The sequence below is a fragment of the Bergeyella anatis genome (assembly GCF_036016955.1).
Taxonomy (GTDB): Bacteria; Bacteroidota; Bacteroidia; order Flavobacteriales; family Weeksellaceae; genus JAYWXI01.
The window spans coordinates 106,567-131,806 of the sequence record NZ_JAYWXI010000003.1; the positions used below are offsets into that span (position 1 = coordinate 106,567).

At 43.6% G+C, this 25,240-nt stretch carries 18 protein-coding genes; 6 read left to right on the plus strand and 12 right to left on the minus strand.

Annotated features, from left to right (window positions below):
* Window positions 1-165 precede the first annotated feature (165 nt).
* The 6 genes from odhB to glgB form a co-directional block, all read right to left on the minus strand.
* Window positions 166-1,398, minus strand: a complete 1,233-nt coding sequence (odhB, locus tag VQ048_RS03195) for a 2-oxoglutarate dehydrogenase complex dihydrolipoyllysine-residue succinyltransferase (RefSeq protein ID WP_327610241.1) — start codon at window positions 1,396-1,398, stop codon at window positions 166-168.
* 45 nt (window positions 1,399-1,443) lie between these two features.
* Complete coding sequence (locus VQ048_RS03200; RefSeq protein ID WP_327610242.1) at window positions 1,444-4,215, minus strand: 2-oxoglutarate dehydrogenase E1 component; 2,772 nt, start codon at window positions 4,213-4,215, stop codon at window positions 1,444-1,446.
* A 113-nt stretch (window positions 4,216-4,328) separates the two neighbouring features.
* On the minus strand, window positions 4,329-5,366 hold the full coding sequence (locus tag VQ048_RS03205) for an SRPBCC family protein (RefSeq protein WP_327610243.1): 1,038 nt from the start codon (window positions 5,364-5,366) through the stop codon (window positions 4,329-4,331).
* Window positions 5,367-5,450: 84 nt separating this feature from the next.
* Window positions 5,451-6,722 (minus strand): glucose-1-phosphate adenylyltransferase, encoded by a 1,272-nt coding sequence (locus VQ048_RS03210; protein WP_327610244.1) that lies wholly within the window; start codon window positions 6,720-6,722, stop codon window positions 5,451-5,453.
* Between the two features lie 27 nt (window positions 6,723-6,749).
* A complete protein-coding gene (locus tag VQ048_RS03215; RefSeq protein WP_327610245.1) occupies window positions 6,750-8,159 on the minus strand; it encodes a glycogen synthase in 1,410 nt (469 codons plus the stop codon).
* A gap of 71 nt (window positions 8,160-8,230) precedes the next feature.
* The gene (glgB, locus tag VQ048_RS03220) at window positions 8,231-10,153 is read right to left on the minus strand and encodes a 1,4-alpha-glucan branching protein GlgB (protein WP_327610246.1); all 1,923 of its coding nucleotides are present in this window, start codon (window positions 10,151-10,153) and stop codon (window positions 8,231-8,233) included.
* A 323-nt stretch (window positions 10,154-10,476) separates the two neighbouring features.
* Here glgB and VQ048_RS03225 point away from each other — a divergent pair, with 323 nt between their 5' ends.
* Both VQ048_RS03225 and VQ048_RS03230 read left to right on the plus strand, forming a co-directional pair.
* A complete protein-coding gene (locus VQ048_RS03225; protein WP_327610247.1) occupies window positions 10,477-10,776 on the plus strand; it encodes a hypothetical protein in 300 nt (99 codons plus the stop codon).
* A 101-nt stretch (window positions 10,777-10,877) separates the two neighbouring features.
* Window positions 10,878-11,693, plus strand: coding sequence for an enoyl-ACP reductase FabI (locus VQ048_RS03230; protein WP_327610248.1), 816 nt, complete (start codon window positions 10,878-10,880; stop codon window positions 11,691-11,693).
* Window positions 11,694-11,792: 99 nt separating this feature from the next.
* On the opposite strand, the gene VQ048_RS03235 is transcribed toward VQ048_RS03230, so the two are convergent.
* Entirely contained in the window at window positions 11,793-15,026 is a 3,234-nt protein-coding gene (locus VQ048_RS03235) for a S41 family peptidase (RefSeq protein WP_327610249.1), read from the minus strand.
* Between the two features lie 169 nt (window positions 15,027-15,195).
* Complete coding sequence (locus tag VQ048_RS03240; protein ID WP_327610250.1) at window positions 15,196-15,828, minus strand: pyruvate decarboxylase; 633 nt, start codon at window positions 15,826-15,828, stop codon at window positions 15,196-15,198.
* A 195-nt stretch (window positions 15,829-16,023) separates the two neighbouring features.
* Between VQ048_RS03240 and VQ048_RS03245 the strand changes: the two genes are divergently transcribed.
* Window positions 16,024-17,310, plus strand: coding sequence for an adenylosuccinate synthase (locus VQ048_RS03245; protein WP_327610251.1), 1,287 nt, complete (start codon window positions 16,024-16,026; stop codon window positions 17,308-17,310).
* 216 nt (window positions 17,311-17,526) lie between these two features.
* Window positions 17,527-18,369 carry an energy transducer TonB gene (locus tag VQ048_RS03250; protein WP_327610252.1) on the plus strand — a complete coding sequence of 281 codons (843 nt, stop codon included), beginning with the start codon at window positions 17,527-17,529 and terminating at the stop codon, window positions 18,367-18,369.
* A gap of 75 nt (window positions 18,370-18,444) precedes the next feature.
* Here the strand turns inward: VQ048_RS03250 and VQ048_RS03255 are convergent, their stop codons facing one another.
* The 3 genes from VQ048_RS03255 to gyrA form a co-directional block, all read right to left on the minus strand.
* Entirely contained in the window at window positions 18,445-19,131 is a 687-nt protein-coding gene (locus tag VQ048_RS03255) for a class I SAM-dependent methyltransferase (protein ID WP_327610253.1), read from the minus strand.
* A gap of 117 nt (window positions 19,132-19,248) precedes the next feature.
* On the minus strand, window positions 19,249-20,631 hold the full coding sequence (locus tag VQ048_RS03260; RefSeq protein WP_327610254.1) for a tetratricopeptide repeat protein: 1,383 nt from the start codon (window positions 20,629-20,631) through the stop codon (window positions 19,249-19,251).
* Between the two features lie 65 nt (window positions 20,632-20,696).
* Window positions 20,697-23,324 carry a DNA gyrase subunit A gene (gene gyrA / locus VQ048_RS03265; RefSeq protein WP_327610255.1) on the minus strand — a complete coding sequence of 876 codons (2,628 nt, stop codon included), beginning with the start codon at window positions 23,322-23,324 and terminating at the stop codon, window positions 20,697-20,699.
* 146 nt (window positions 23,325-23,470) lie between these two features.
* Here gyrA and VQ048_RS03270 point away from each other — a divergent pair, with 146 nt between their 5' ends.
* Window positions 23,471-23,788, plus strand: a complete 318-nt coding sequence (locus VQ048_RS03270; protein WP_327610256.1) for a DUF4286 family protein — start codon at window positions 23,471-23,473, stop codon at window positions 23,786-23,788.
* Between the two features lie 3 nt (window positions 23,789-23,791).
* Here the strand turns inward: VQ048_RS03270 and VQ048_RS03275 are convergent, their stop codons facing one another.
* Entirely contained in the window at window positions 23,792-24,826 is a 1,035-nt protein-coding gene (locus VQ048_RS03275) for an acyl-CoA reductase (protein ID WP_327610257.1), read from the minus strand.
* Between the two features lie 63 nt (window positions 24,827-24,889).
* On the opposite strand from VQ048_RS03275, the gene VQ048_RS03280 reads away from it, so the two are divergent.
* Window positions 24,890-25,240 carry a 4Fe-4S binding protein gene (locus VQ048_RS03280; RefSeq protein ID WP_327610258.1) on the plus strand — a complete coding sequence of 117 codons (351 nt, stop codon included), beginning with the start codon at window positions 24,890-24,892 and terminating at the stop codon, window positions 25,238-25,240.

Genomic DNA, 25,240 nt, shown 5'->3' on the forward strand with positions numbered 1-25,240 from the left:
TTTTTTAGGTTTCCTGCAAAAATACGCATTGATAACGGTATGGAGAAACAAAAAAACAATGATTTGCAAAATAGAAAATAACAATGGATTTTTTAATATTAAAAAGCCCTGCCTCTTAAAAGTTAAGAAGCAGGGCTCTATTGAAGTATTTGAACTTTTTTGATCTTAAAGTTCCAACGCTTTTCTTTCGTCGCCGTCCATAAGGAATTTTACCGGATTGTCGATGGCTTCTTTAATTGCAACCAAGAATCCTACCGATTCACGACCGTCAATGATTCGGTGGTCATAAGAAAGAGCCAAGTACATCATCGGACGAATTTCAACTTTCCCGTCAATAGCGACCGGACGCTGAATGATGTTGTGCATGCCCAAAATAGCCGATTGAGGAGGATTGATAATTGGGGTGGAAAGCATTGAACCGAAAACCCCGCCGTTGGTGATGGTAAACGTTCCTCCGGTCATTTCATCAACGCTGATATTGCCTTCCCTAACTTTGTCGGCTAAAGCCTTGATATTGGCTTCTACTCCACGAAGCGTCATGTTTTCTGCATTTCTCAATACAGGAACCATTAGTCCCTTCGGTCCAGATACCGCAATGGAAATATCGCAGAAATCGTAATTTACTTTAAAATCGCCATCAATGGAAGCGTTAACGTCAGGGTAAAGTTGCAATGCCCGTGTTACCGCCTTGGTGAAGAAAGACATAAAACCTAATCCTACGCCGTGCTTGGCCGCAAATTCTTCTTTATATTGTTTTCTGATTCTGAAAATTTCAGACATATCCACCTCGTTAAAAGTGGTTAGCATAGCAGTTTCATTTTTTACGGAAACGAGTCTTGCCGCCAATTTTCTTCTCAGCATGGAAAGTTTCGTGCTAGTCATTGCCCTTGAACCACTAGTGGATGAAACCGAACCGAACGAAGGCGTGGCCTTTACGGCATCCTCTTTGGTGATACGGCCGTCTCTTCCGGTACCCTGAACCTGAGCAGCTTCAATGCCTTTTTCATCCAAAACTTTCTTTGCTGCAGGCGAAGGTGTTCCCGTAGCATAAGTTGAAGCGGCTGCTTTAGGTTCTTCTTTCTTTTCTTCTTTTTTGGGTTCTTCAGCTTTTGGCTCTTCTTTTTTCTCTTCAGAAGAAGCTCCTGCTTCCGGTTTAGCGGCCGCCATGTCGATAAGACAAACCACTTGCCCTACCTGAACCACTTCGCCTTCTTCTGCCTTTAGCGTGATGATACCACTTTGCTCCGCAGGAAGTTCCAAAGTCGCTTTATCGGAATCGACTTCCGCAATTGGCTGATCTTTTTCAACATAATCGCCGTCTTGCACCAACCACGTTGCTATTTCAACCTCGGTGATGGACTCTCCCGGCGAAGGAACTTTCATTTCTAGAACTGACATATTTTTCTTATTTATTATTTCGTTGATGAATGATTTCTTTTTTAATTATAACTCGAATACGCGGTTGATGACATCGGTTTGGTTGCGTTCGAACATTTTGTGGCTTCCAGGGGCGGGTGCACCACTCGGAACCGGAGCAATTACCTGGATGCCCGTATCTCTGAAATTTCTCAGGATGTAAGTCCAAGCCCCCATGTTTTCAGGTTCTTCCTGAGCCCATACCAAGGATTCCCGATCGGAATATTTGGTTAGCACAGCGTCAATGGCTTCTTTTTGCAGAGGGTAAAGCTGTTCCAAACGAACAATTGCCAAGTCGTCCCGTCCTAATTCTTCTTGTTTAGCCAACAATTCGTAGTAGAGTTTGCCCGAACATAGCACCAAGCGTTTCACTTTAGCCGCTTGCGCATTGGCATCGTCAATCACAGGTTGGAATTGCCCTTCTGCCAACTCTCTGAAGTTTGAAATTACTTTCGGATGGCGAAGCAAGGATTTTGGCGACATGATGACCAAAGGCTTCCTGAAGTTGAATTTCAACTGTCTTCTAAGAATATGGAACATATTGGCAGGAGTCGTACAATTGGCCACGATCATATTTTCGTTGGCACAGAGCGCTAGGAATCGCTCCAATCTCGCCGAAGAGTGCTCCGCACCTTGTCCCTCGAATCCGTGAGGTAAAAGCATGACCAGCCCGTTTTGGATTTTCCATTTTTCTTCTGCTGCCACTAAATACTGATCGATAATGATTTGCGCCCCGTTGACAAAATCCCCAAACTGAGCTTCCCAAATCGTGAGTGTATTGGGCGATGCCATGGCGTAACCATAATCGAAGCCCAGTACCCCATACTCCGAAAGGTGAGAGTTGAAAATATCGAACCGTTGTGAGGTTAACTCCTTAAGAGGAGCATACTCTTCCTCATTATCCTCGGTTTTGACCACCGCATGGCGATGAGAGAAGGTTCCACGTTCGACATCTTCCCCGGAAATTCTAACATCATGCCCTTCGGATAGTAGTGTGGCATAAGCCAACCACTCTCCTATCGCCCAGTCGATTGTATCGCTTTCAATCATTTTTAATCTTTGATCGAATAAGCGTTTTATTTTATTGATGAATTTTTTATCCGAAGGTAAAGTGGACATTTTAACGGCTAAAGTCTTTAAGTCCTCCAGCGGAAAGGAGGTGTCATACTGTCCTTGTAGCGCTCCTTTTTTGCATAGAGGAAAATCCTTCCAATCGTCCTTCATGAAAATATCCAACGTATTTTTCTGAATTTCTTTGGAGGCATCAAAATTTTCATCCAATAGCGCTTTAAATTCGGCTTCCATGGATTTTAGCACCTCATTGGAAACGACTTTCTCCTTAATGAGCTTGTCTTTATAAATTTCTCTCGGATTTGGATGTTTTGCGATGGTTTTATACAAATTGGGCTGGGTGAATCGAGGTTCATCCCCTTCGTTATGACCATATTTGCGGTAGCCCAACAAATCGATATAGACATCTTTGTTAAATTTAGCACGGTATTCTGCCGCAAAACGGATGGCATGAACCACCGCCTCCACGTCATCCGCATTAACGTGCATTACCGGAGAATTGGTTACTTTAGCAATATCCGTGCAATAGGTTGACGAACGGGCATCCAAATAATTCGTGGTAAACGAAACCTGATTGTTCACTACAATATGAACGCTTCCTCCTGTTTTATACCCGTCCAAAGTCATCATCTGAGCCACCTCGTACACAATGCCTTGACCGGCAATGGCACCGTCTCCGTGAATCACAATCGGAAGTACTTTAGAGTAATCTCCCTGATACTGGTGGTCTACTTTGGAACGACAAATTCCCATGACCAAAGCCGCTACCGTTTCCAAATGCGAAGGGTTTGGCGTCAGGTTGATGGAAACCTCTTCACCAGATGCGGTTACTATTTTCTTTGAAGAGCCTAAGTGGTATTTTACGTCCCCGGAGAAAACATCTTCCTCAAACTCTTTGCCTTCAAATTCGGAGAAAATTTGTTTGTAAGATTTTCCAAAAATATTGGATAAAACGTTCAGTCGCCCACGGTGAGCCATCCCCAGGACGACTTCGTCCACACCGAGTTGGGAAGACCGTGTGATGAGTTGATCCAAAGCCGGAATTAAAGATTCGCCTCCCTCAAGGGAAAAACGCTTCTGACCCACAAATTTGGTATGCAGATAATTCTCGAAAGCTACCGCCTGATTAAGTTTTTGAAGAATTTCCGTCTTCTCCGCTGCCGACAAAGAAGGGTGATTTTCGTTTACCTGCAACCATTGGCGGATAAACTCCTTCTCCTCGACGTTTTCCATATGCATATATTCCACCCCGATGGAATCACAGTAGATATTTTCCAAATGGGTAATAATGGCTTGTAACGTTGCGGCTTCGGGCATCCCCGTTTCCACCGCACAATTGAACTTGGTGTTTAGATCGCTTTGACTCAAACCAAAATTTTCGATGTCCAGTGTGGGTTGGTAATGCCTCCGTTCTCTAACCGGATTGGTTCGGGTGAAAAGGTGCCCGCGATGGCGGTAGGCCTCAATAAGATTCAAAACCTTGAATTCCTTTTTGATATCCTCAGGAATTTGACCTTGAGCCGCTGCCTGGCCAACTTGAGCCGCAATGCCGGAAGAACCGGAAGTTGCCATTTCGACCGAGTCGTCATAATTTTCGAGTGCAAAGTCAAAGCCTTGAAAAAAGGCCTTCCACGAAGGCTCCAAAGAATCGGGATACTTTAAATACTGCTGGTATAAATCCTCAATAAATTGGGAATGCGCAGCATTTAGAAAGGAAAATCTGTCCATTATTTACAGTTTCTGTTCAATACTATATTGTTAATTCACAAATTTAAGAAAAATATGCCACTCGGAAAATTATTTTTAAACGAAAAATTTTATCCCGAATTAAACCTTAATCTTTAGCGGAAAACCGGCAAAGCCAACTTTAAATTAACCTCTCCGTTTTCTTTGGGAGGCTCGATGAAAACTTGTTGCAATTCCCCATACCTCATCGTATCTTTTTTAGCTTTCTGAAGCAGCTGCTGAATGGCTTGCCCCCTATTTTTGTAGGCCCCTTTGTAATACAGAACGTACCGGGTTCCCGCGTGGAGTGTGCGGAAGCTGAAATTATTGTCCGAAACCGAAGAACGTTTGGATAAAGGAACTCCGTAATAGTACGAAACTTCCTTATCTTTGGTATTGTTGGCATCCGTTAAAAGCACCGGTAGCCCAAACTCGTCCTCTTGCTTGGCTAAATCCACGGTGACGAAATTACAAACCTTATTATGATTCATAACGATGTTTTTTATCAGAGCATCTCCCTTGTTAGAGGTGCTTACATTAATGCCGAGAAGAAGCTCTCCTGGAGATTTTTCCACCATCAGACTATCGTATTTGATGGAGGCCAACATCTCATCCTTATTTACCTTATTGCCTAATAAAGCGGAAAGATTGGCCATACTCTTATCCAGAAGCCCTACAAAGTCGCTTTCGGACCAAAGGTTAGCCGTACGTTTCAACCACGGTTGTTTAGGCGTGTGCACCAGCCAGGTCATTTTGGTTTTTTGAGGCGATACGGCCTTGAATTTAACGTCAATCCGATACGGCATGGAATCGTCCCCTTCGAAAAGCTGGTATCTTAAGGTTTTGTAAGGGTTTTCGTAACGGATGTACATTTCGCCTTTTTCTCCGCTGCCTTTGCGACTGAATCCCATTGACGCTCCTTGGCCGATGTAGGGCGTATAATACACCAGTGAAGTTCCTTTATCCGAAATGAAATATTGGTTCCAACGGGTAAACTGCCGAAAGTCGTTAAATTGAGGGTAAACCTTATCCAAAGGATAGGCGATTTCTTTTTCGATGGTGAAGGTTTTGCTCTCGTCGACAAAGTACATCGAAGCAGCATAAACAGCAAGCAATAAGCCACCTGAAACAATAAAAAACTTGATCCAACGCATTGGGCAAAAATATAAAGAAAAAGAAGAGTGCGCAAAACTAAGCCCACCCTTCTTTTTGTTTTTTCGATGCGGTCTAAAACGCGCCTACTCGATATGGGTTCCGTTAGGAAGAACCGCATTTTTCTTGACCACGATAATGCCGTCCTTTATGGAATGGGTATCGTAGTCGCCATCGGGAAGATGATGCCCGCCGATGATGCGGACGTTGTCTCCAATGCGGCAGTTCTTGTCGATAATGGCCTTATCAATGTAAGAATATTTGCCTATCCCGATGTTCGGTAGTCCTTTTTGACGGTTTTCTTCTAAGGCCTCCGTGTCCTCGTAAAAATCGCTTCCCATGATATAGGTGTTGTTGATGGAGGCTCCTTTGTCGATTCGGGTACGGTTACCGATAATGGAACGCTCAATCTTATCTGCCAAGATGATGCAGCCGTCCGCAATGATGGCTTTGCTTACATAAGAGCCGTTAATTTTGGAAGGCGGAAGCATTCTTGCCCGCGTAAACACCGGCGCAGAAGAAAACAAATTAAATTTCGGAAGTTCGGAGGTCAAATCCAAATTCGCCTCGAAAAAAGACTCTATGGTTCCAATATCCGTCCAATACCCGTCGTATTGGTAACTCAAAGCATTGTAGCCTTTGGCAATCGCATTAGGGATGAGTTCTTTTCCGAAATCGTCTCCCGGGTCTTCTTCAAAAATACGCTTCAGTACCTTTTTATCGAAAACATAAATTCCCATGGAGGCTAAATATTCTTTTCCTTCGTTTTTGCTTTTTTCCGAAGTTTCGGACTTCCAATCCGGAAGAAGTTCTGCAGAAGGTTTTTCGATGAAAGACGCAATCCTTCCCTGATCATCGGATTTTAAAATCCCGAATCCCGTGGCGTCTTTTGCATTAACCGGAATGGTGGCAATGGTAATGTCGCCCTTGTTTTTTACATGAAAGTCAATCATTTCACGAAAATCCATTTGGTAAAGCTGATCGCCCGAAAGAATAAGCACATAATCGTAATCGTACTTGTCCATATGTTTCATGCTCTGCCGTACCGCATCTGCCGTGCCTTGATACCACTGGTCGTTTTCCACATTTTGTTCGGCCGCCAAAATATCCACAAACCCTTTGCTGAAAATATCAAAGTGATAAGAGTTCTTGATATGGGAATTAAGTGAAGCCGAATTAAATTGCGTCAACACCAAAATCTTATTGTAACCGGAATTCAGGCAGTTGGAAATCGGAATATCCACAAGCCTATACTTTCCGGCAATGGGAACAGCCGGCTTTGATCGAGAGTAAGTCAGCGGGGAGAGTCGAGTGCCTCGACCACCTCCCAAAACAATGGAAATAACGTTTGGTTTCATATACTAATTTACGCGTTAGACATCGGATTATTTTCTGTATAAATTTACGTAATTTTCGGCAGATTTTTCCCATGAAAAATCAAAATTCATATTGGATTCAATGAGTTTTGTCATTAAATCCGGATAACCGTAAATCTGCAAAGCCCGATGGATGGCATTAACGGCATCGTCCGCGCTTGCATAGGCAAAAGACAATCCCGCACCGCCCGTGGTAATATCCTCCACCGTATCCTTTAAACCTCCCGTATGGCGTACGATAGGAATGGTGCCGTAGCGCATGGCGTATATTTGGTTAAGGCCACAAGGCTCAACCCTAGAAGGCATCAAAAGAAAATCGCAAGAAGCATAAATCTTATGCGAAAGAGCTTCTTTATACCCCAAATCCAAAGCAAAATTTGGGAAATGATGGTTTAAATCCTTTAAGTAATCCTCCACGCGGGGATCTCCGGAGCCCAAAACCATAAGATTATGACCGTTATGGGTCTGTTGAAGGCTTTTCCATACAATCTCTGGAAGCAAATCGGCTCCCTTCTCCCCTGCAAACCGTCCGATAAATCCAAATAAGGGAAGGTCAGGGTTTAAGCCGTACTCGCTGCAAAGTTGTTCCTTGTTTTTTCGTTTGCCTTCCCTGGCGTTTTCTTTGGTGTACTGAAACGGAATCATCGGATCCGTGGCAGGATTCCAAACTGCGGTGTCAATCCCGTTGATAATTCCGTGGGCTTTTTCGTATTCCTGACTTACTAAGGATTCCAGCCCCTGAAACTGGTGGAACAACTCGTCCATATAGCCTCCCGAAACCGTATTGAACGCATGACAGCATTTAATCATGGCCGCCAAAGGATTGATAAAACCGTCCCAATCCAAAAGTCCGAGATAGCGGGCGTCGTCCACCCACGGAAAGTAACGCAACATTTCCCAGTCCATTCTCCCCTGGTATTCGCCGTTATGAATGGTTCCGATGGTTTTTATTCCTTTCAGAAAACTGAATTCCACGCAATGCTCCACCATAAAAGGAATCAAACCGGTATGGTAATCGTGGCAGTGCAAAACTTCCGGACGGATTTCCATGGCGCTGAGCCAATGCAGGGCCCCGTGCTGGAACGAAAGAAACTGTTGTTGCTCGTCCCAATAACCGTAGGGTCTTTCTCTATCCAATAATCCGGGAATTCGAACCATGAAGAGTTCAAACCCCAATACGTTCTGTTTTTCCCGAAGGACCTGAACCTGATACATCCCGTTATTCTGATGAATAAAACCGTCGAATACCATCTCGAAATCGTGTTGTCGGGTGAATGCGCAATCGTACCAAGGCATTACCACTTTTGCTTCGACGTCGGGAATTTTGTTTTGGTATTTAGGCAGAGCTCCTACCACATCCGCCAATCCGCCCACTTTTGCCACGGGATAGCATTCTGCCGAAAAATGATAAACAGTCATATCTTATTGTTTGGGTTTCTATGGTTTTGAAAGTAGCTAATTTGCTTTTTTTAGTCGTTTTTCTTTTTTTTCTATTCGGCAGACCGATCCATCTTTCGTTTTAAAACCACTCCGGCCAACGGAGGGAGTCTCAGCACCAAGGCATTGGGACGGAACATCCATGGATGGTCTTCCTCGTCTAAGATTTTGGCTTTAACGCCGCTTCCTCCATAGAGCGTGTCGTCCGAATTGAGAATGACTTCCCAACGGGTCCCCTCGTCCACGCCGATTTTATAGTCAAACACTCGGGGCGTGAGGTTTAGCACCACCATTATAACCTCCTCCTGCGTCTTATTTTTTCTTAAATAAACATAAACGGAATTATTATCGTCATTTGCCTCTACCCATTCGAATCCTTCGGGTTTAAACTGGCTTTCGTGCAACGAGGTTTCCGTACGATAGAGGGCATTGAGGGCTTTTACATAGCGGCGAAGCCCTTCGTGAACCGGATATTGCAGTAAATGCCAATCCAAAGAAGCCCCGAAACGCCATTCGTTGGTTTGTCCGAATTCGTTCCCCATAAATAAAAGTTTGGCTCCTGGATGCGTGAACATATAAGTGTAAAGCGCCCGAAGATTGGCGAACTTTTGCCATTCGTCGCCCGGCATTTTGTAAATCATGCTCGATTTGCCATGCACCACTTCGTCATGGGAAAGAGGCATCATGTAGTTTTCGTTGTACATGTACATGGATGCAAACGTAATTTTGTGGTGATGGTATTTTCGGTGGATGGGATCTTCTTTGAAGTATTTTAGGGTGTCGTGCATCCAGCCCATCATCCATTTCATGCCGAACCCCACTCCACCGTGATGAACGGGTTTGGTGAGCATCGGAAAATCGGAACTTTCCTCGGCGATGGTCATGGTGTCGGGGTAATACCGGTATACTGCTGTATTGAAATCTTGCAGAAAAGCTTTAGCCTCCAAATTGACATTGCCTCCGAAAACATTGGGCTCCCATTGGCCTTCTTCCCTCGCGTAATCCAGATAGAGCATGGAGGTTACCGCATCCACCCGAAGGCCGTCGGCATGGTAGCGATCCAACCAAAATAAGGCATTGGAGATTAAAAAAGACTTCACCTCGTTTCTGCCGTAATTGAAAAGATGAGAATTCCATTGAGGGTGATAACCTTTCCGCGGATCTTCGTGTTCGTAGAGAAAAGTTCCGTCAAAATAATGAAGCCCGTTGGCGTCCCCCGGAAAATGAGAAGGAACCCAATCCAAAATCACTCCGATGCCGTGAACGTGAAGTTCATTGATGAGAAACATCAAATCCTGAGGCGATCCAAATCTCGAATTCGCTGCATAAAATCCCGTAATCTGATACCCCCAACTCGGATCGTAAGGGTATTCCATAACGGGCATAAATTCCACATGGGTAAACCCCATTTCCAAAACATAAGGAATCAGCCGTTCGGCAATTTCTCTGTAATTGAAAAAACGTTCGGGATCGTCCGTGCCACGCATCCAAGACCCCAAATGAAGCTCATAAACAGAAATCGGAGCCTCCAAGCGATTATTTTTCCAGCGGTTCAGCATCCATTCTTCATCCGTCCATTCGTACCAGTTGGTCGATACCAGTGAAGCCGCTTGAGGATTTTGTTCCCAGCTGAGCCCGTAAGGGTCGCTTTTTTCTAAAAGAATACCGTCGGTCGTCCGAATTGCATATTTATAAAGCGTTCCCCAAGATAACCCCGAAATAAAACCTTCCCAAATTCCGGACTGATCCCAGCGAGGGTAAAGTTTATGCGCTTCGGAATGCCAGCCATTAAAATCACCGATGACCGAAACCTCTTTGGCATGGGGAGCCCAGACCGCAAAGTAAACGCCGTCTTTCCCATCATGATTTAGCGTATGGGAGCCGAATTTTTCATACAATCTGTAATGTTTACCTTCTCTGAATAGATAGAGATCGTCCTCTGTGAACAAAGAATAAGGTTGGACGTCTTGCTTCATTTTTTGCTGTTTTTATTAGTGTCTTGATGGCCTATTGCTCTACGAATATATTGCATTTTTGCGGAATATCGATTGCTTGATGCAATAAATTTTTATTAATATTAGATATGTCATCTTTTGCTCTTGGAAGAATAAGAAATAGAGGGGATTTCTTTTGTTTTAGTGCTGTTTTGAGTTGGAGTTTTAGAATTTCATCGGAGGTTTATATAATTTTTGAAAATTTACGACTGTTCCGAATATTAGAGGATAAAGGAATGATAATTGCGGGACTGACGGTAACCAATCACTATACATATCTTAATTTTAAAACTAAAAAAACGATTATGAACAACGAAGAAGTAAAAAAAGCAGAAAATGCAGTAGAAAGCACCGAAAACGCCATTAAAAATGCAGCAAACGAGGTGAAAGACAAGGTGAGCGAGTATTCTGATCAATTGAAAGATTATCTCCGCGAGCAAAAAGACAAGAACGAAGAAGCGACTAAGGAAGGATGGTTCGAAAGAATGAAAGAAAAAGCAGCAGATGCTTGGGAAGACACTAAAGATGCGGCATCCGAAGCATGGGAGAAAACCAAAGATTGGAGCGAGGATGTGAAAGCCGAAATCAAGAAAGCCACGAACTAATTAACGTTAGAAACGTTAAGAAAAGGAAGTCGGGAAAACCGAACTTCCTTTTTTTATGCTTCAAACAATAAAATCATTACTTTTGCGTAAAACAATTCATTATGTCTTACGGATTATTAAAAGGAAAAAAAGGGATTATTTTCGGGGCACTCAACAGCCAGTCTATCGCTTGGAAGGTTGCCGAAAAATGCCATGAAGAAAGAGCAGAATTTATTTTGTCGAATGCACCGATTGCGATGCGGATGGGAGAACTGAATGCTTTGGCAGAGAAAACGGGATCGGAAGTCATCGGAGCAGATGCCACTTCGTTGGAAGATTTGGAAAAACTCTTTGATGCTGCAATTGCAAAATTCGGAAAAATAGATTTCATCCTTCACTCCATCGGTATGTCGGTTAATGTAAGAAAAGGAAAGCATTATACGGAGATGAATTACGATTGGTTGGAGAAAGGTTGGGATGTGTCGGCGGTTTCTTTTCATAAGGTGATGCGGGTGGCTTGGGAAAAAGATTGCATGAACGAATGGGGATCCATCCTGGCTTTGTCATACATTGCGGCGCAAAGAACATTCCCGGACTATAACGATATGGCCGATAACAAATCTTACCTTGAAAGTATTGCCCGTACATTCGGTTACTACTGGGGCGAACGGAATAAAGTAAGGGTTAATACAATTTCCCAATCGCCTACTCCTACAACGGCAGGAAGCGGAGTTAAAGGGTTTGGCGGATTTTTAGGGTATGCAGAAGATATGTCGCCTTTGGGGAATGCTTCAGCCGAGGAATGTGCAAACTATTGTGTAGCCATGTTTAGTGATTTAACCAAAAAGGTTACCATGCAAAACCTTTTCCATGACGGTGGGTTTAGCAGTACGGGGGTTTCCCAAAAGGTCGTGGAGAAATACGAAACGGAGGAATAACCGCTTTTGTTTCTTTTGAATAAACTTTATAAAATCTCAGAAATTTCTGAGATTTTTTTATAAAAAAATAGCCATCTTTTAAGATGGCTATTTTTAGAATTAAAGGTCCTTAAGAAGTTCTTCAACGGCTCGTTTCAGCTGATTGTCTTCCCCTTGATCGGCTTTTTCAGGATCCAAATAGACTTCCACATCGGGCTGGAGTTCATAATTCTCCAAATACGTGCTATCGGCTTTTTCGTATCCCACGACAGGAATTCCAAAATACAGGGAAGGGTCCTGAAGGGTAACCCAATTGACCGAAGTCATGGTTCCGGGGACGGGAGCGCCCACCAGTCTGCCTAATCCCAAATGCTGGTAGACCCAAGGGGTCCCGTGAGCGTTGGAATAATCTGCCTCGTTGATGACCATGATGGACGGTTTGGTCCAGCGGCGGCTGGGCATTACACCGTATTTTTTTCCTTGAACTTTTTGGGTGAGGTATTTTTTTGCACTGAAAAATACTTCAATGTCTTCATGGAGGCGTCCTCCTCCGTTGTTTCGGATGTCGATGACGATCCCCTCTTTATCGTTGTATTTACCTAAAACGTCGGAGTAGGCTTCTCTGAAGCTGCCGTCCCCCATGGATCGGATATGGACGTATCCTAATCTGCCCTCTGACCATTTTTCCACGTCGGCAGCTCTTTGTTGGATCCAGCGTTGGTATAGTGCTTCGTTCCACTGCGAGAGGGTCATTCCTTTGATTTCTTCATCCCAGCGTTGTCCTGATTGAGGGTCGTAAATCGAAATTAAAAGTTTTTTTCCCGCTTTTCCTTCTAAATAAGGATAAAAATCGTTTTTGGACGAAAGTTTTTCCCCGTCTATTTTCTCGATGATATGTCCTTTTTTGGCTTTTGAACGGTAATGGTTGAACGGGCTTCGCGCCGGAATTTCTTCGATTAAAAGGCCTTCTTCGACCGGAGTGAAGAAAACCCCAAGTTGAGCGGTAGAGGCCGAACTTTCGGAAGGCGAGCGATAGCCCGATCCGGTATGAGAAACGTTGAGTTCGCCGAGTAATTCGCTGAGCATTTCCGAAAAATCGTAGTTGTTATTGATGTGGGGAAGGTATTTACGGTATTGTTCGGTTAGTTTTTCCCAATCAACACCGTGCATGTCTTTAACGTAGAATCTTTCTTTGGTTTCCTTTTTGACCATGTCGAACATGAATTCTCTTTCTTTTGCTTCGTCGAGCTTCATGCTGGCGGAAAAGTTAAGATCTTTGATTTTTTCGGAAGGCAGTTCCATGAGTTTCATTTTGGAACCTCCGAGAAGAAAAATCTTTTTGCCTTCTTTGTCGGATACCAGTGAAGCCGATGCACCGCCCAGTTTCGAGAGTAGTTTGGTCGAACGCTCGCGCAAATCGTGCACCCATAAATCATAGCCTTTTTCAAAAGCGGACAGATAGTATAGTTTTTTGCCGTCTTTGCTGATAATGGCGTCACCCAAATTGGAAGAGTTAGGCGTCAGCCTGACAATTCGGTTTTCGAGGTTGTCCCACTCTATTTTGATTTCGGAAGGTTTCTTTTCTTTTTTGGGATTTGATTTTTGAGCTTCCGTAGTGTTTTTCTCAGTTTTCTCTTCTTCGGTATTTTCTTTTTTTGGAGTTTGGTTTAGCAATTCGTATTCTTCTTTGCTCATCAGGTATTTGTCGTAAGCTTCTCTGTTGAGAAAGACGATCATTTGGTCGCTCATCGATCCCCAAGAGGCGTGATTGCGCATACCGTAGCGTTCGGATTTCCAAGTGATGGCGTTTCCGTCCAAAGCCCAACTGGGATTGGTATCAAAGTACCCCGAATCGGTAAGGTTGACAATAGGCTTTCCTCCTTCGGTGCTGATGATCCCAATATCGGAATACGGCTCCCGATTTCTGGCGGTGTACTGCACCACTAACCATTTGCCATCGGGGGACCATTCGTACCCGATATAGCCACTGCGTTCGGTTTGATACTTGGCGTCGGTTATGGTGCGGACTTTTTTGGTTTCCAAGTCATAAATGGAGATGGTGCTGCGGTTCTGAACGAAAGCAATTTCTTTTCCGTCGGGCGAAAATTTAGGATGCATTTTTTCCGAAGCATCTCCGGGAATTAATTTCTCTTCCGAAATAAGGGTGGCATTTGAAAAATTGGGGTCTTCTTTTCGTGGGATGGAAGCTCGGTACAAATCCCAGTAACCGTCCCGATAGCTGGCGTAAACCAAGTTTCTACCGTCGGCGGAAAAGCTGACTCCCTGTTCTGCGGCTGCGGTTTTGGTAATTTGCTTGGTGGTGGTGTAATCGGTGGAGTTTACGAAAACTTCCCCGCGGATAACCATAGCGATTTGTTTTCCGTCCGGAGAAACGGCTGTAGATGTTGCACCGGATTGGAAATTCATGGTTTTATTTCGACCGGCAACGGCGTCGCTGATAATGCGAACGTCAATTTTTTTGGAGGGAAGACCTTGTTCTAAAAGGTAAAGTTCGCCGTCGTAGCCGTAAACGATGGTTCCGTTATTGGCTACGGAAAGAAAACGCACGGGAAATTCCTTGTGAAACGTTAATTGCTCGGCTTTGGAAGGAGATTGTGTCGAAGCCTTAAAAACATTGAAGCTGCCGGCCCGTTCACTTAAAAAATAAAGGGTTTTTCCATCGGTGCTCAATACGGGGTTGCGGTCCTCACCTTTCCAATCGATGATTTTTTCGTGTTTCTTTTTTTTGAAATCGTATTTCCAAATATCTCGTGTAACGGAAGACGTATGGTGTTTTCTCCATTGATTTTCGTTTCCTTTGATGTTTTCGTAGTACATTTCTTTGCCGTCCGAAGTCAGAGCGATTGCTTTAGTCGGCGCATTGAATATTCTTTGAGGAATCCCGCCTTCCACCGGAATCTGATAAAGCTGCGGCAAAGCGCTCGGAAAGGCTATGTTCTGAGGTGCATTTTGAAGGTTGGCGGCATAAACGATGTGCTTCCCGTCTTTTGAAAAAGCCAAAGGTGTGGAAGATTGAGAATGGAAGGTGATTTGTTTGGCTTCTCCTCCTTGGGAAGGCATGAGAAACAGGCGTTGGAAGCCGTTCTCTCTATCGCTGCTGAAAGCAATATAGCGGCCGTCCGGAGACCATACCGGATCGGAGTCGTAGGCCGGGTGTGTGGTGAGTCTCGTTGCTGTTCCCCCCTGCGTTGGGACGGTATAAATATCTCCCATGTAGGTAAAAGCCACTTGTTTTCCGTCCGGAGAGATGGAGGGGTTTCTAAGCCAAAGTGGCGGATTGGCCGAACATAACGACCATGAAATTAAAAAAAAACTTACATACAACTTTTTCATACAATAAAATTATTTTCTTAATCCGTGATTTATAGCCAAAAGAGGATGCTAACCAATGAGCGTATAATTATTCTTAAATGCACATTGGCAGGATTGGCTTCTTTCTTGGGAAGCTAACTTACAAAAAATATTGGAAAGTCGTTCGGCTCCGAGTCGACGGAAAGTTGGATTAAGGCGTGAGCGGGTTGGAATTCAAAGACAGCGAAGAATTTGCAGTCGGTTCTCCGGTTGTTTTTTTAAGATTTTGTTTGATGGTTTTCAGAATGTCGTTCATAACGCCTTCTGTTCCTGTTTTGATGAAGTTTTCCGTGCTCCCCAGTATCTTTTTGTTTTTGCGGTAGGTGTCGTGGCTGGTTTCTGAAAGCAGTTGCCCTTGAGCGTCGTAAACTTTCATGCTAACCACCACCTGATTGGAGAAAACGTATTTGCCGATACCGACCTTAAAGTATTTGATTTTGGGAACGATAGCGAACTTGGCTTCATTGTTTTTACAAATTTCCCTCATCAGGTCGGAGTCGATGTGATCGTAAGAGAAAGGTGTTTCCACGCGGAGCATTTTGAGGTGGTTGTACCGGCTGATTTTATTGCTCACCTCTCCGAAGAACGTTTGGTACGAGAGCTGTTTTACCTCTTCCACATCGGGCAAAATTTCCGGATTAAAACAAACGATTTTTTGAGGATTTTCGATATTCAGGGCATTTCCTGTCGCAATGCGACGGGTTGTTGAATAGGCAGAGGCGCAACCGTAAACCACGGCTGCTCCGGCACTCAATAATACAATCGGTAGTAGATATTTCCTCATCGCACTTTTTCGCAGCAAAAATAAAACCAAATTACGGTATTTTCATGCTAAATTTAGATAAAAAACGGCTAAATTTTCATTTCTTTTACTCGGTTTTGGTTTTCGGGAGGATTAGGGCACAAATTAAGGCGGGCAAATTTTGCTTATTTTTTTTAATAAGACTAAATTTGTGCGAATCTAAATAAAAGTAAATTTATGTCAACTTATGTGGTAGTCGGTCTTCAGTATGGTGATGAAGGCAAGGGGAAAATTACGGATGTTTTATCGGCTAAATCGGACTATGTGGTTCGGTTTCAGGGAGGCGATAATGCTGGTCATACGGTTTATGTCGGAGATGAAAAATTTGTATTGCATCTTCTTCCTTCCGGAGTATTGCAATGCAAAGGAAAATGTGTGATAGCCAACGGAGTGGTGGTAAATCCCAAGTCTTTCATCAAAGAAATCAGTCAAATTGAGGCGAAAGGCATGAAAACCGATCATATTTTCATTTCCAGACGGGCGCATGTGATTATGCCTTACCATATTTTGCTGGATACTTATCGGGAGGAAGAGGCCGGAGGGACGGAAATCGGGACTACCAAAAAAGGCATTGGTCCTTGTTATGAAGACAAAATCGCACGGGTGGGAATCCGAATGGTCGATCTTCTGAATCCGGAGGTCTTGAGAGAAAAAATAGAGAAAAACCTTCGGGTAAAAAATGCACTTTTCGAAAAATATTTCGGGAAGCCTACTTTGGATATCGATGAAATTTACAATGAGTTTTTAGAGATTGGTAAGCAACTTCAGCACCGCATCGTGGATACGGAATTGGAGTTGAACGAAGCGATTAAGGCTGGGAAAAACGTTCTTTTTGAGGGAGCGCAGGCTTTGATGTTGGATATTGATTTCGGGACTTATCCTTTTGTAACGTCCTCTTCGCCTTCTACGGGGGGCGTTTGTGCGGGGGCTGGGGTTCCTCCCACGGCGTTGGAGAATCTCATCGGAGTGTCTAAGGCGTATACCACGCGTGTGGGGAATGGGCCTTTTCCATCGGAGCTTCATGACGATTTGGGCGAACACATCCGTAAAGTGGGGCACGAATTTGGAGCAACGACGGGGCGTCCGAGACGTACGGGATGGTTGGATTTGGTTTCTTTGAAGCACGCGTGCATGATTAACGGGATTAATAATCTTGTGATTACAAAACTGGATGTGCTTACCGGAATCAAACCGCTGAAAATCGTAACCAAATACAAAACGGAAGACGGGAAAATCATTGATTATTTCACCTCTTCGACCACAAAGCTTTACAAGTATGAACCTATTTATGAAGAATTGGAAGGATGGGACGAAGATATTACAAAAGTGAGAAGCTATGACGAACTTCCGGTTAATGCAAAAAAATACATCGAATTTATAGAGAAATATTTGGGGATTAATGTTTATTTGGTTTCGGTTGGTCCTGAGCGAAGTCAGAATATTATCAGAAAAGAGCTTTTTTAACGCTTTTTACAATGATTTTTATAAGTCTTGTTCCTTTGGGATGAGGCTTTTTTAAATTTTATTATTTTTATTTATTAAGATATTTTTATGCTTTTGTCTATTTGAGTTTGTTTTTGGCAAGATTATTGATTTTAAATAATTGAAATTTTATAATAATTTTATTTTTATTGTTAAATAAATTTTTATTTTAAATTAAAATAACTAAAAAACAAACAAATGATGAGAAACTGGTTTAGAAATTCGGATTTTAATCTTGACGACATTGTCTTTGAAGGACGAAACAAAAGGTATGGAGCGTATGCCATAAGGCGGGATTCGGAGAATATCATGGCTAAATCCATGTTTTTTGGGGTGGCTTTGTTTGTTTCCGCTGCGGCAATTCCCTTTGTTTACAATCAACTTAAAACCCCGACAAGTTTGGCAACTCCCGATTTATCGGGAAATCACGATCTCCATCAGATTGATTTGATTGATAAGGTTATTCTTCCGCCGCCTGCGACGGCTCCGCAAAAGCAAGAAAGCCGGAAGGTTTTTAATTCTACGGTGCCCACTCCTACGAAAACCGTTAACAAGGTGGAGCAGCCTTCAGCTAAAACTTCCGATTACGACAAAGCGGTGGCCGGTTTAGAAAATCAGGAAGGTGTCGAAAAGCCTTCTTCCAGCCACTCGCCTATCGTTACCCCAGGAATTTCGGATCTTCCCGTGGTTCCTACGGCCACTCCTCCGGCTCCGGCTCCTGCAGACGACAATCTCTATACTAAGGTTGATGTGGAAGCCGCCTATAAGGGTGGGATTGATTTATTCCGAAATCGGGTGATGAATGGTTTTGATGTTTCGGCATTCTCAGGTTCGGGAGAGGTTCTTAAAACCACGATTATTTTTGTGGTGGAAAAAGACGGGCGTATTTCCTCCGTAAAAGCCGAAGGTCCGGACGAGGCATTTAATCGAGAAGCCGAACGTACAATCCGAAAAATTAAAGGAACGTGGACTCCTGCAAAAATCGACGGTCAAAGCGTGAGAAGCTATTTTAGGTTTCCTATTTCAATGAAATTTGAATAAAAACAAAAAACAGAGCCTTGTCAAGCATGACAGGGCTCTTTAAATTTTTAGAATTAATTCAATAAAAGAAAGCGTTTATCGGTAAAGGCTTACTAAATATTGGTGGTTTTGATCTTCGACTAAATGTTTGATTTTCCATCCTTTGGCGGATGAAATCGCTTGCATTGTTGCTTTATCCAGATAAAGCCATTGAAACCAATCGGTAAATAATGATCCATACTGGTAACGATAGCTAACCTCACCATAGTAATAATCTTCGGGTTTTTCCTGTTCCTGAAACATGTAGGAAATATCGCAAGAGTCAAAAACCAGTTCGCCTTCCGGAGATAATAGTTTTTGGGCGTGATCCAAAAACGAAGCAAAACCATCCAAATCGGAGCAAAGACCGATGCCGTTCATTAAAAGGAGTAAGGTGTCGAACGTTTCGCCAGAAAAGTTAAAAATATCATTGCAAATCACTCTCTTTACCCCTCTGTTTTTCATTACTTCACACGCTGAAGGGGATAATTCCAGAGCGGAAACTTCTTTGTTCTCCTTTTGCAGTTCCAGCGCGTGAGAGCCTGCACCTGCTCCAATGTCCAATATTTTTCCTTGGCAAAACCTCAGTGCCTTTTTTTCCAAAAGAGGCATTTGGTTCCGCTGACGAAAATAGAGAGATACTGGCATTTCGACCTTGGGGCCGAATGTATCATGAACAAAAAGTGGCGTACGGGATTGATCGAACCAATAATCGTAAATTGCTTTTCCCGGAAGATCTATCATGAAAGATTTTTTTCAAAGATACTGATTACCGCGGTTTTTTAGACTACGTAATATAAATTAAAATCCGGCTCATCTTTAAAAAAGATTGCCGGATTTAATACACTTTTCAGAGTAAGGTTATTTTTTCATAGCAGCCTCTTTCTCTCTGAATTCTTTAGCTTTGGCTTCGTTGTTTGTTGATTGATACAAGCTTTTTAGCAAAGAAACCGCATCAACGTTTTTAGGGTCGGCTTCGTACCATTTTTCTGCATAAGGCAATGCTTTTGCAAACCGAGCTCGTCTGGCTTCGATGATTTTATTGGCTTCGTCGGCCTTTCCTGCCTTTCGGAGTTCGTTGTATTTGTCGATATGCTTTTGGTCGTTGTCCAAATCCATGGCCATGTAAGTCAGGTTTTGGTAAGCTAAAGCATATTTAGGGTCTATTTCCAACGCTTTTTTGAAATAACCTTCGGCTTCGCTGTATTTGGAAGGATCTTTACTTGCCAATACCCCAAGGTTGTACCAGCTGTCTCGGTCGTTAGGATTTTTGGCAACTTGTTCTTTCAAGCTGGCCACAAACTCTTCGGTTTTTCCGGACTTGTAGTAAGCCAGCCCTCGAAGTTCGGACAAGCGGGTGCTTGCAGGGAATTTCTCAAGCCCTTTATTGGCCAACGCAATGGCTTCGGTGTATTTTTCCGATTCCATCATAAGTCCTACGTTGGTTTCGTAAATTTCCAACTCTACACTCTTGGAGGTTTCGGTTTTAAAGTCGGTGTAATCGCCGGTAGCCCCTGCTTTTTTCATGAGATCCCAAGCGCTTTTTTCCAACTCTTCCATCTGCCCTGTTTTTTTGTTTTTAGCCAAATATTTGGTTTCCACTCCGGTATACCCCGAGTCGATTAATTCGTTGTAGGTTTCGATGGCTTTGGCTTTGTCATTTCCTAGCGCGTAGGTAATGGCAGAGTAATAAAGGTATTGTTTGTTGTTCTGACCGGCAGCCTTCAGCAGGTTGTAAACCTCTCTGAATTTTGGTCCTGCTACGGCATAATTTTTCGCATTGTAGGCATCAACAGCCGCTTTATTTGCATTTTGAACCAAAGGGTTAACGGCTGAAATTACTTTTGGCGTAAGCGAAGGCGTGTAGCTTTCTTCTTTTAAACCGGAAATTCCCGAAGCATCTGCTGCCGCTTTTCCAACGAAATAAACTTTAGTCTTACCGTCCTTACCCGTGTAGATTTTAGAACTTGCAAGATCGCTTATTTTGGAAAGAACAGAAGCGCCTTCCGATGTTTTTCCCGCCTTGATTAAGGCTAATCCTTTAGCGTAATAATACTGTTCCAAGAGCGCTGGTTCAAGCAAGTGAGTTTGTCCTCCAAAGGCCGATTCCGCGGCAGCCACTTGGGCCGTTGCCGTGGCGTGATCCCCAGACTCTACCGCTTTTACGGCTGAAGCTATTTCTTTTTTTTGGGCAAAAGCAAAAGTAACGGTTACCATTGCTAAGCTTAATACTAGTTTTCTCATTTTTATACGTTTTTATTATAAATTGAGGTTAAAATTACTTTTATTTTCAGAGGAGGTTTACGGCATTACAAGTCTTCGCCGTTTTCCTCCGCTTCCTCCTCCTCTATTTTTCGGAGTTCGTCCTCATCTCCGGTGTTGGTGTAGGCATTGTCTCCGGTTTGCGGAGTGGATACCGTCTCGGGAAGGTCACTATTGACGTGTCCCTCTGGGTGTTCGGTTTCCTCCTCGTCACCTTCCACTTCTTTATCCATTTCCACCTTGGCGATGGCGGCGATTTCGTCATTGTTTTTAAGGTTGATGAGCCTTACCCCTTGGGTGTTTCTACCCATAATCCGAAGTTCGTCTACGCCCATGCGAATCGCTACGCCCGATTTGTTGATGATCATCAGACCGTCTCCATCGGTTACATTTTGAATGGCAATCAAGTTCCCTGTCTTTTCTGTGATGTTCAGGGTGATAACTCCTTTACCGCCGCGGTTGGTTTCCCTGTAATCCTCCACCGCCGAACGTTTGCCGTAGCCTTTTTCGGAAACAACCAAAACACTTTCGTTCTGTACATCATTCACAACAATCATACCAATTACTTCGTCTTGGTCTTCTAAGGCGATTCCGCGTACCCCAATTGAACCACGTCCGACGGCTCTTGCTTTTTCTTCCGGGAAGCGGATGCATTTACCGTTTTTGGTGGCAATCATAATTTGAGAATTTCCATCGGTAAGTCTTGCACCGAGAAGCTGGTCGTCCTCCCGAATTTCAATGGCATTGATACCGTTGGTTCTCGGACGGGAGTAGGCTTCCAAAGACGTTTTCTTCACGGTTCCGTTCTTGGTGATCATTACCACATACATCTGATTAATGTATTCTTCGTCCTTCAAATCGTTGGTACGGATATAGGCTTTGACCTTGTCATCCGCTTCGATATTGATGAGATTCTGAATGGCTCGTCCCTTCGCTGTACGCGATCCTTCGGGAATTTCGAAAACCCTTAACCAATAGCATTTTCCTTTTTCCGTAAAGAAAAGCATATATTGGTGGTTGGTTGCCGAGACAATATATTCCAAGAAATCCTCGTCCCTTGTGGTAGCGGCTTTGTTTCCTACGCCGCCGCGGCTTTGGATGCGGTATTCGGAAAGTAACGTCCGCTTGATGTAGCCCGCATGAGAAATGGTAACCACCACCGTCTCGTTGGGAATAAAATCTTCGATGGACATGTTACCTCCGGCATAATCAATCTCAGTTCGTCTTTCGTCGCCGTATTTCTCTTTGATCTCCAGCATTTCGTTCTTAATGATCTCGTATCTACGGCTTTCATTGGCAAGAATATCTTCCAGATCTTTTATCAAGGCCATGATTTCTTCGTATTCGGCACGGATTTTATCGAGTTCCATTCCCGTAAGCCTTGCCAATCGGAGATCCAAAATGGCTTGCGCCTGAATATCGGAAAGCTCAAAAGCCTCTATTAGGCCTTCTTTGGCGTGTTGGGGTGTCGTGCTGTTCCGTATGATGGAAATGGCTTTGTCTAAGGTGTCCTGAGTGGCGATGACCTTCATGAAACCCTCCAAAATATGAGCTCTTTCTTGCGCTTTTTTCAGTTCGTATTCCGTTCTTCGGATGACCACCTCGTGGCGGTGCTCTACGAAATGTTGAATGATGTCTTTAAGGTTAAGCTGCTGCGGACGCCCCTGCACCAATGCAATATTATTGACGCTAAAGGACGTCTGAAGTGCGGTGTATTTGTAAAGCAGATTAAGCACAACGTTCGGTATGGCATCGTTTTTCAGTTCGTAAACGATTCGCATTCCCCGTCGATCCGATTCGTCCCTGATCTCGTGAATCCCCTGGATTTTATCTTCCTTAATCAATTCCGAGGTGCGCACAATCATTTCGGCTTTATTAACCTGATACGGAATTTCCGTCACGACGATGGCGTTTCGGTTGCCTATTTCTTCAAAATTGACTTTTGCCCGAATCACGATGCGGCCTCTTCCCGTATGGAAAGCATCCCTCACGCCTTCATAACCGTAGATGATGCCGCCCGTAGGAAAATCAGGGGCCACGATATGCTGCATGAGTTCATCAATGGTAATCTCCCGATTATCGATGTAGGCGCAAATCCCATCCACGGCTTCCGAAAGATTGTGCGGTGCCATGTTGGTAGCCATCCCTACCGCAATACCAGAGGTCCCGTTAACCAAAAGGTTCGGAATTCGTGTCGGGAGCACTTTGGGCTCCTGAAGACTGTCGTCAAAGTTGTTTTGAAAATCTACGGTGTCTTTATCCAAATCGGCCAAAATTTCATCCGAAATTTTCTTTAGCCGGGCTTCGGTATAACGCATTGCCGCTGGCGGATCCCCATCCATGGAACCAAAGTTCCCCTGGCCGTCCACCTGAGTGTAGCGCAAACTCCAAGGCTGCGCCATACGTACCATCGCAGCATAAACGGAATAATCCCCATGAGGGTGATACTTACCGAGGACATCCCCTACAATCCTTGCGGATTTCAGGTACTTTCGGTTAGAGAAAACCCCCAAGCCGTACATCCCGTAAAGCACCCGTCGGTGAACCGGTTTAAGCCCGTCCCTTACATCCGGAAGGGCCCTGGATACAATTACGGACATCGAATAGTCGATGTAGGAGGATTTCATCTCATCCACAATGTTAATCGGTATTAACCTTTCTCCTTCTTTATTCATATTATAGTAATAAAATGATTTTCAAAGCTATAAGAAGCTTTGTTTCTTTTTTTGAAATTTACAAAAATAATAACGGGCTAATTTACGAAAAAATACCGATTTTTGCTCCGCTTTTTTCATAATCTGCACATAAACTTTTATTAAAAATGGAGCGTATTCTTAGCCTGACCTTTCATGCCATGCCGGAAATTTTGTCCCGATGGGAAAATTACGCCGAAACCGAACTGTTGGTTTTGGTGGATAATCTTATGGATGTGGATAAATACATTCTTTCGGAGGTTTATAGCGAGATGATTACCGAAGGAAAAAACATGAATTTATTATTGGTTTTTGATAGTGAACAAATCAGAAACCAGTTCATCGAAAGTGAACTGGTTAATATCACGGAACGTATAGCCTCTGAATTTGGCGATCAGGTCATGGTTTTTGAAACCTTACTGAATCCGAAAAAAATACGTTTATAAGTCCTACAAGGCTTGAAGAAAAGCCATAGTGTCGATATTGTCGGCATAAGTGTCAAGGGAGGGACTTTGAGCCTCGCCAAATTTTAGCGCCTTCAACTCCAACGAAGGATGGGCTACCACGCATTGGATTTCTTCTTGATGGTTATCGAGAAAATCATGCACTTGGGAGAGATCGGAATAACGGGTGAAATGAAGAACCGAAAGCGGGCTGAAAAGTGCCGGATCTTCTTTCAGCATGACAAAATTGTTATCCCAAAATTTCTCTTGGTTTAGAAGGTAAACCGCTTTATTATAATCGTAATTGTTGGCGTAGGAGTGATGGTTGATGACCTCCCCGTAGCCGATAAAATTTTCGAAAATAGGATCCAAGGGATAGTCTTGCGGAATCCAAAGGCGGCTTACGTTTCGGCATCCCAGACCAAAATAACGGAAAACATCTTCGCCTAAACGCTGTAAATCTTCTGAGGTTTCTTTACCACTCAGAATTCCTACGGAAGTTCGGTTTTTCCGGATGATGTTTTTGTATTTTTTAAAGTAATAGTCCAAATATTTCGCAGTGTTGTTGCTTCCTGTAGCAATCACCGCCTGCTGCCCTTCCAGCTTTTCTACTATTTCGTAGTGAAAATTGCTTTCTGAAAAACGCTGCCACAATGCCAGTAAAAGCGGTATCATCCGCTTGTCTTTGGACGAAAGTTTAATCAGAGGAATATGGCCGCTGAGCAAAACGCAGACAACATCGTGAAACCCGACCAAAGGGATGTTTCCTGCAAGAATGAGTCCTACCTTTTTCGGCGTCTTTGCGGGAGTATAGGCTTCCAGCCAGCGGGTAATATTGGAAAGGGTGAGCTGCCTGGCCCACTGCAAAAGAGCAAACTTTTGGTTATCGTAAGTAAACCAAGAGTTTTCAATCTCGGATTGGTGTATGGCTTCGGCCAAAAGACGGAAATCTTCTCGATCATAGGGAGGGTTGGTTTCAAAAAAACATTGGATAAATTCTCCCAGGGCGACTAATCCTCCAATTTTTTTTTCCGTATTCATAGGCTGCGTAGAAATTGGTATATTTTTAGTAATTTTGTGCAAATTTAAAAATAAAAATCAGCAATGGCCATTAAAATAACAGACGAATGCATCAATTGCGGCGCTTGTGAACCGGAATGCCCCAATAATGCGATATACGAAGGAGCGGTGGACTGGAAGGCTTCGGACGGAACCAGCCTGAAAGGAATGGTAACACTCACTTCGGGGCTTACCCTTGATGCAGATGCTCCTCAAGAACCTGTAAGTGATGATTTCTACTTTATCGTTACCGATAAGTGTACGGAGTGTAAAGGGTTTCACGAAGAGCCTCAATGCGCGGCCGTTTGTCCTGTGGACTGCTGCGTTCCCGATGACGACCACGTGGAGTCCGAAGAGAAACTCTTGGAAAAGAAAGCCTTTCTCCATAACGAATAA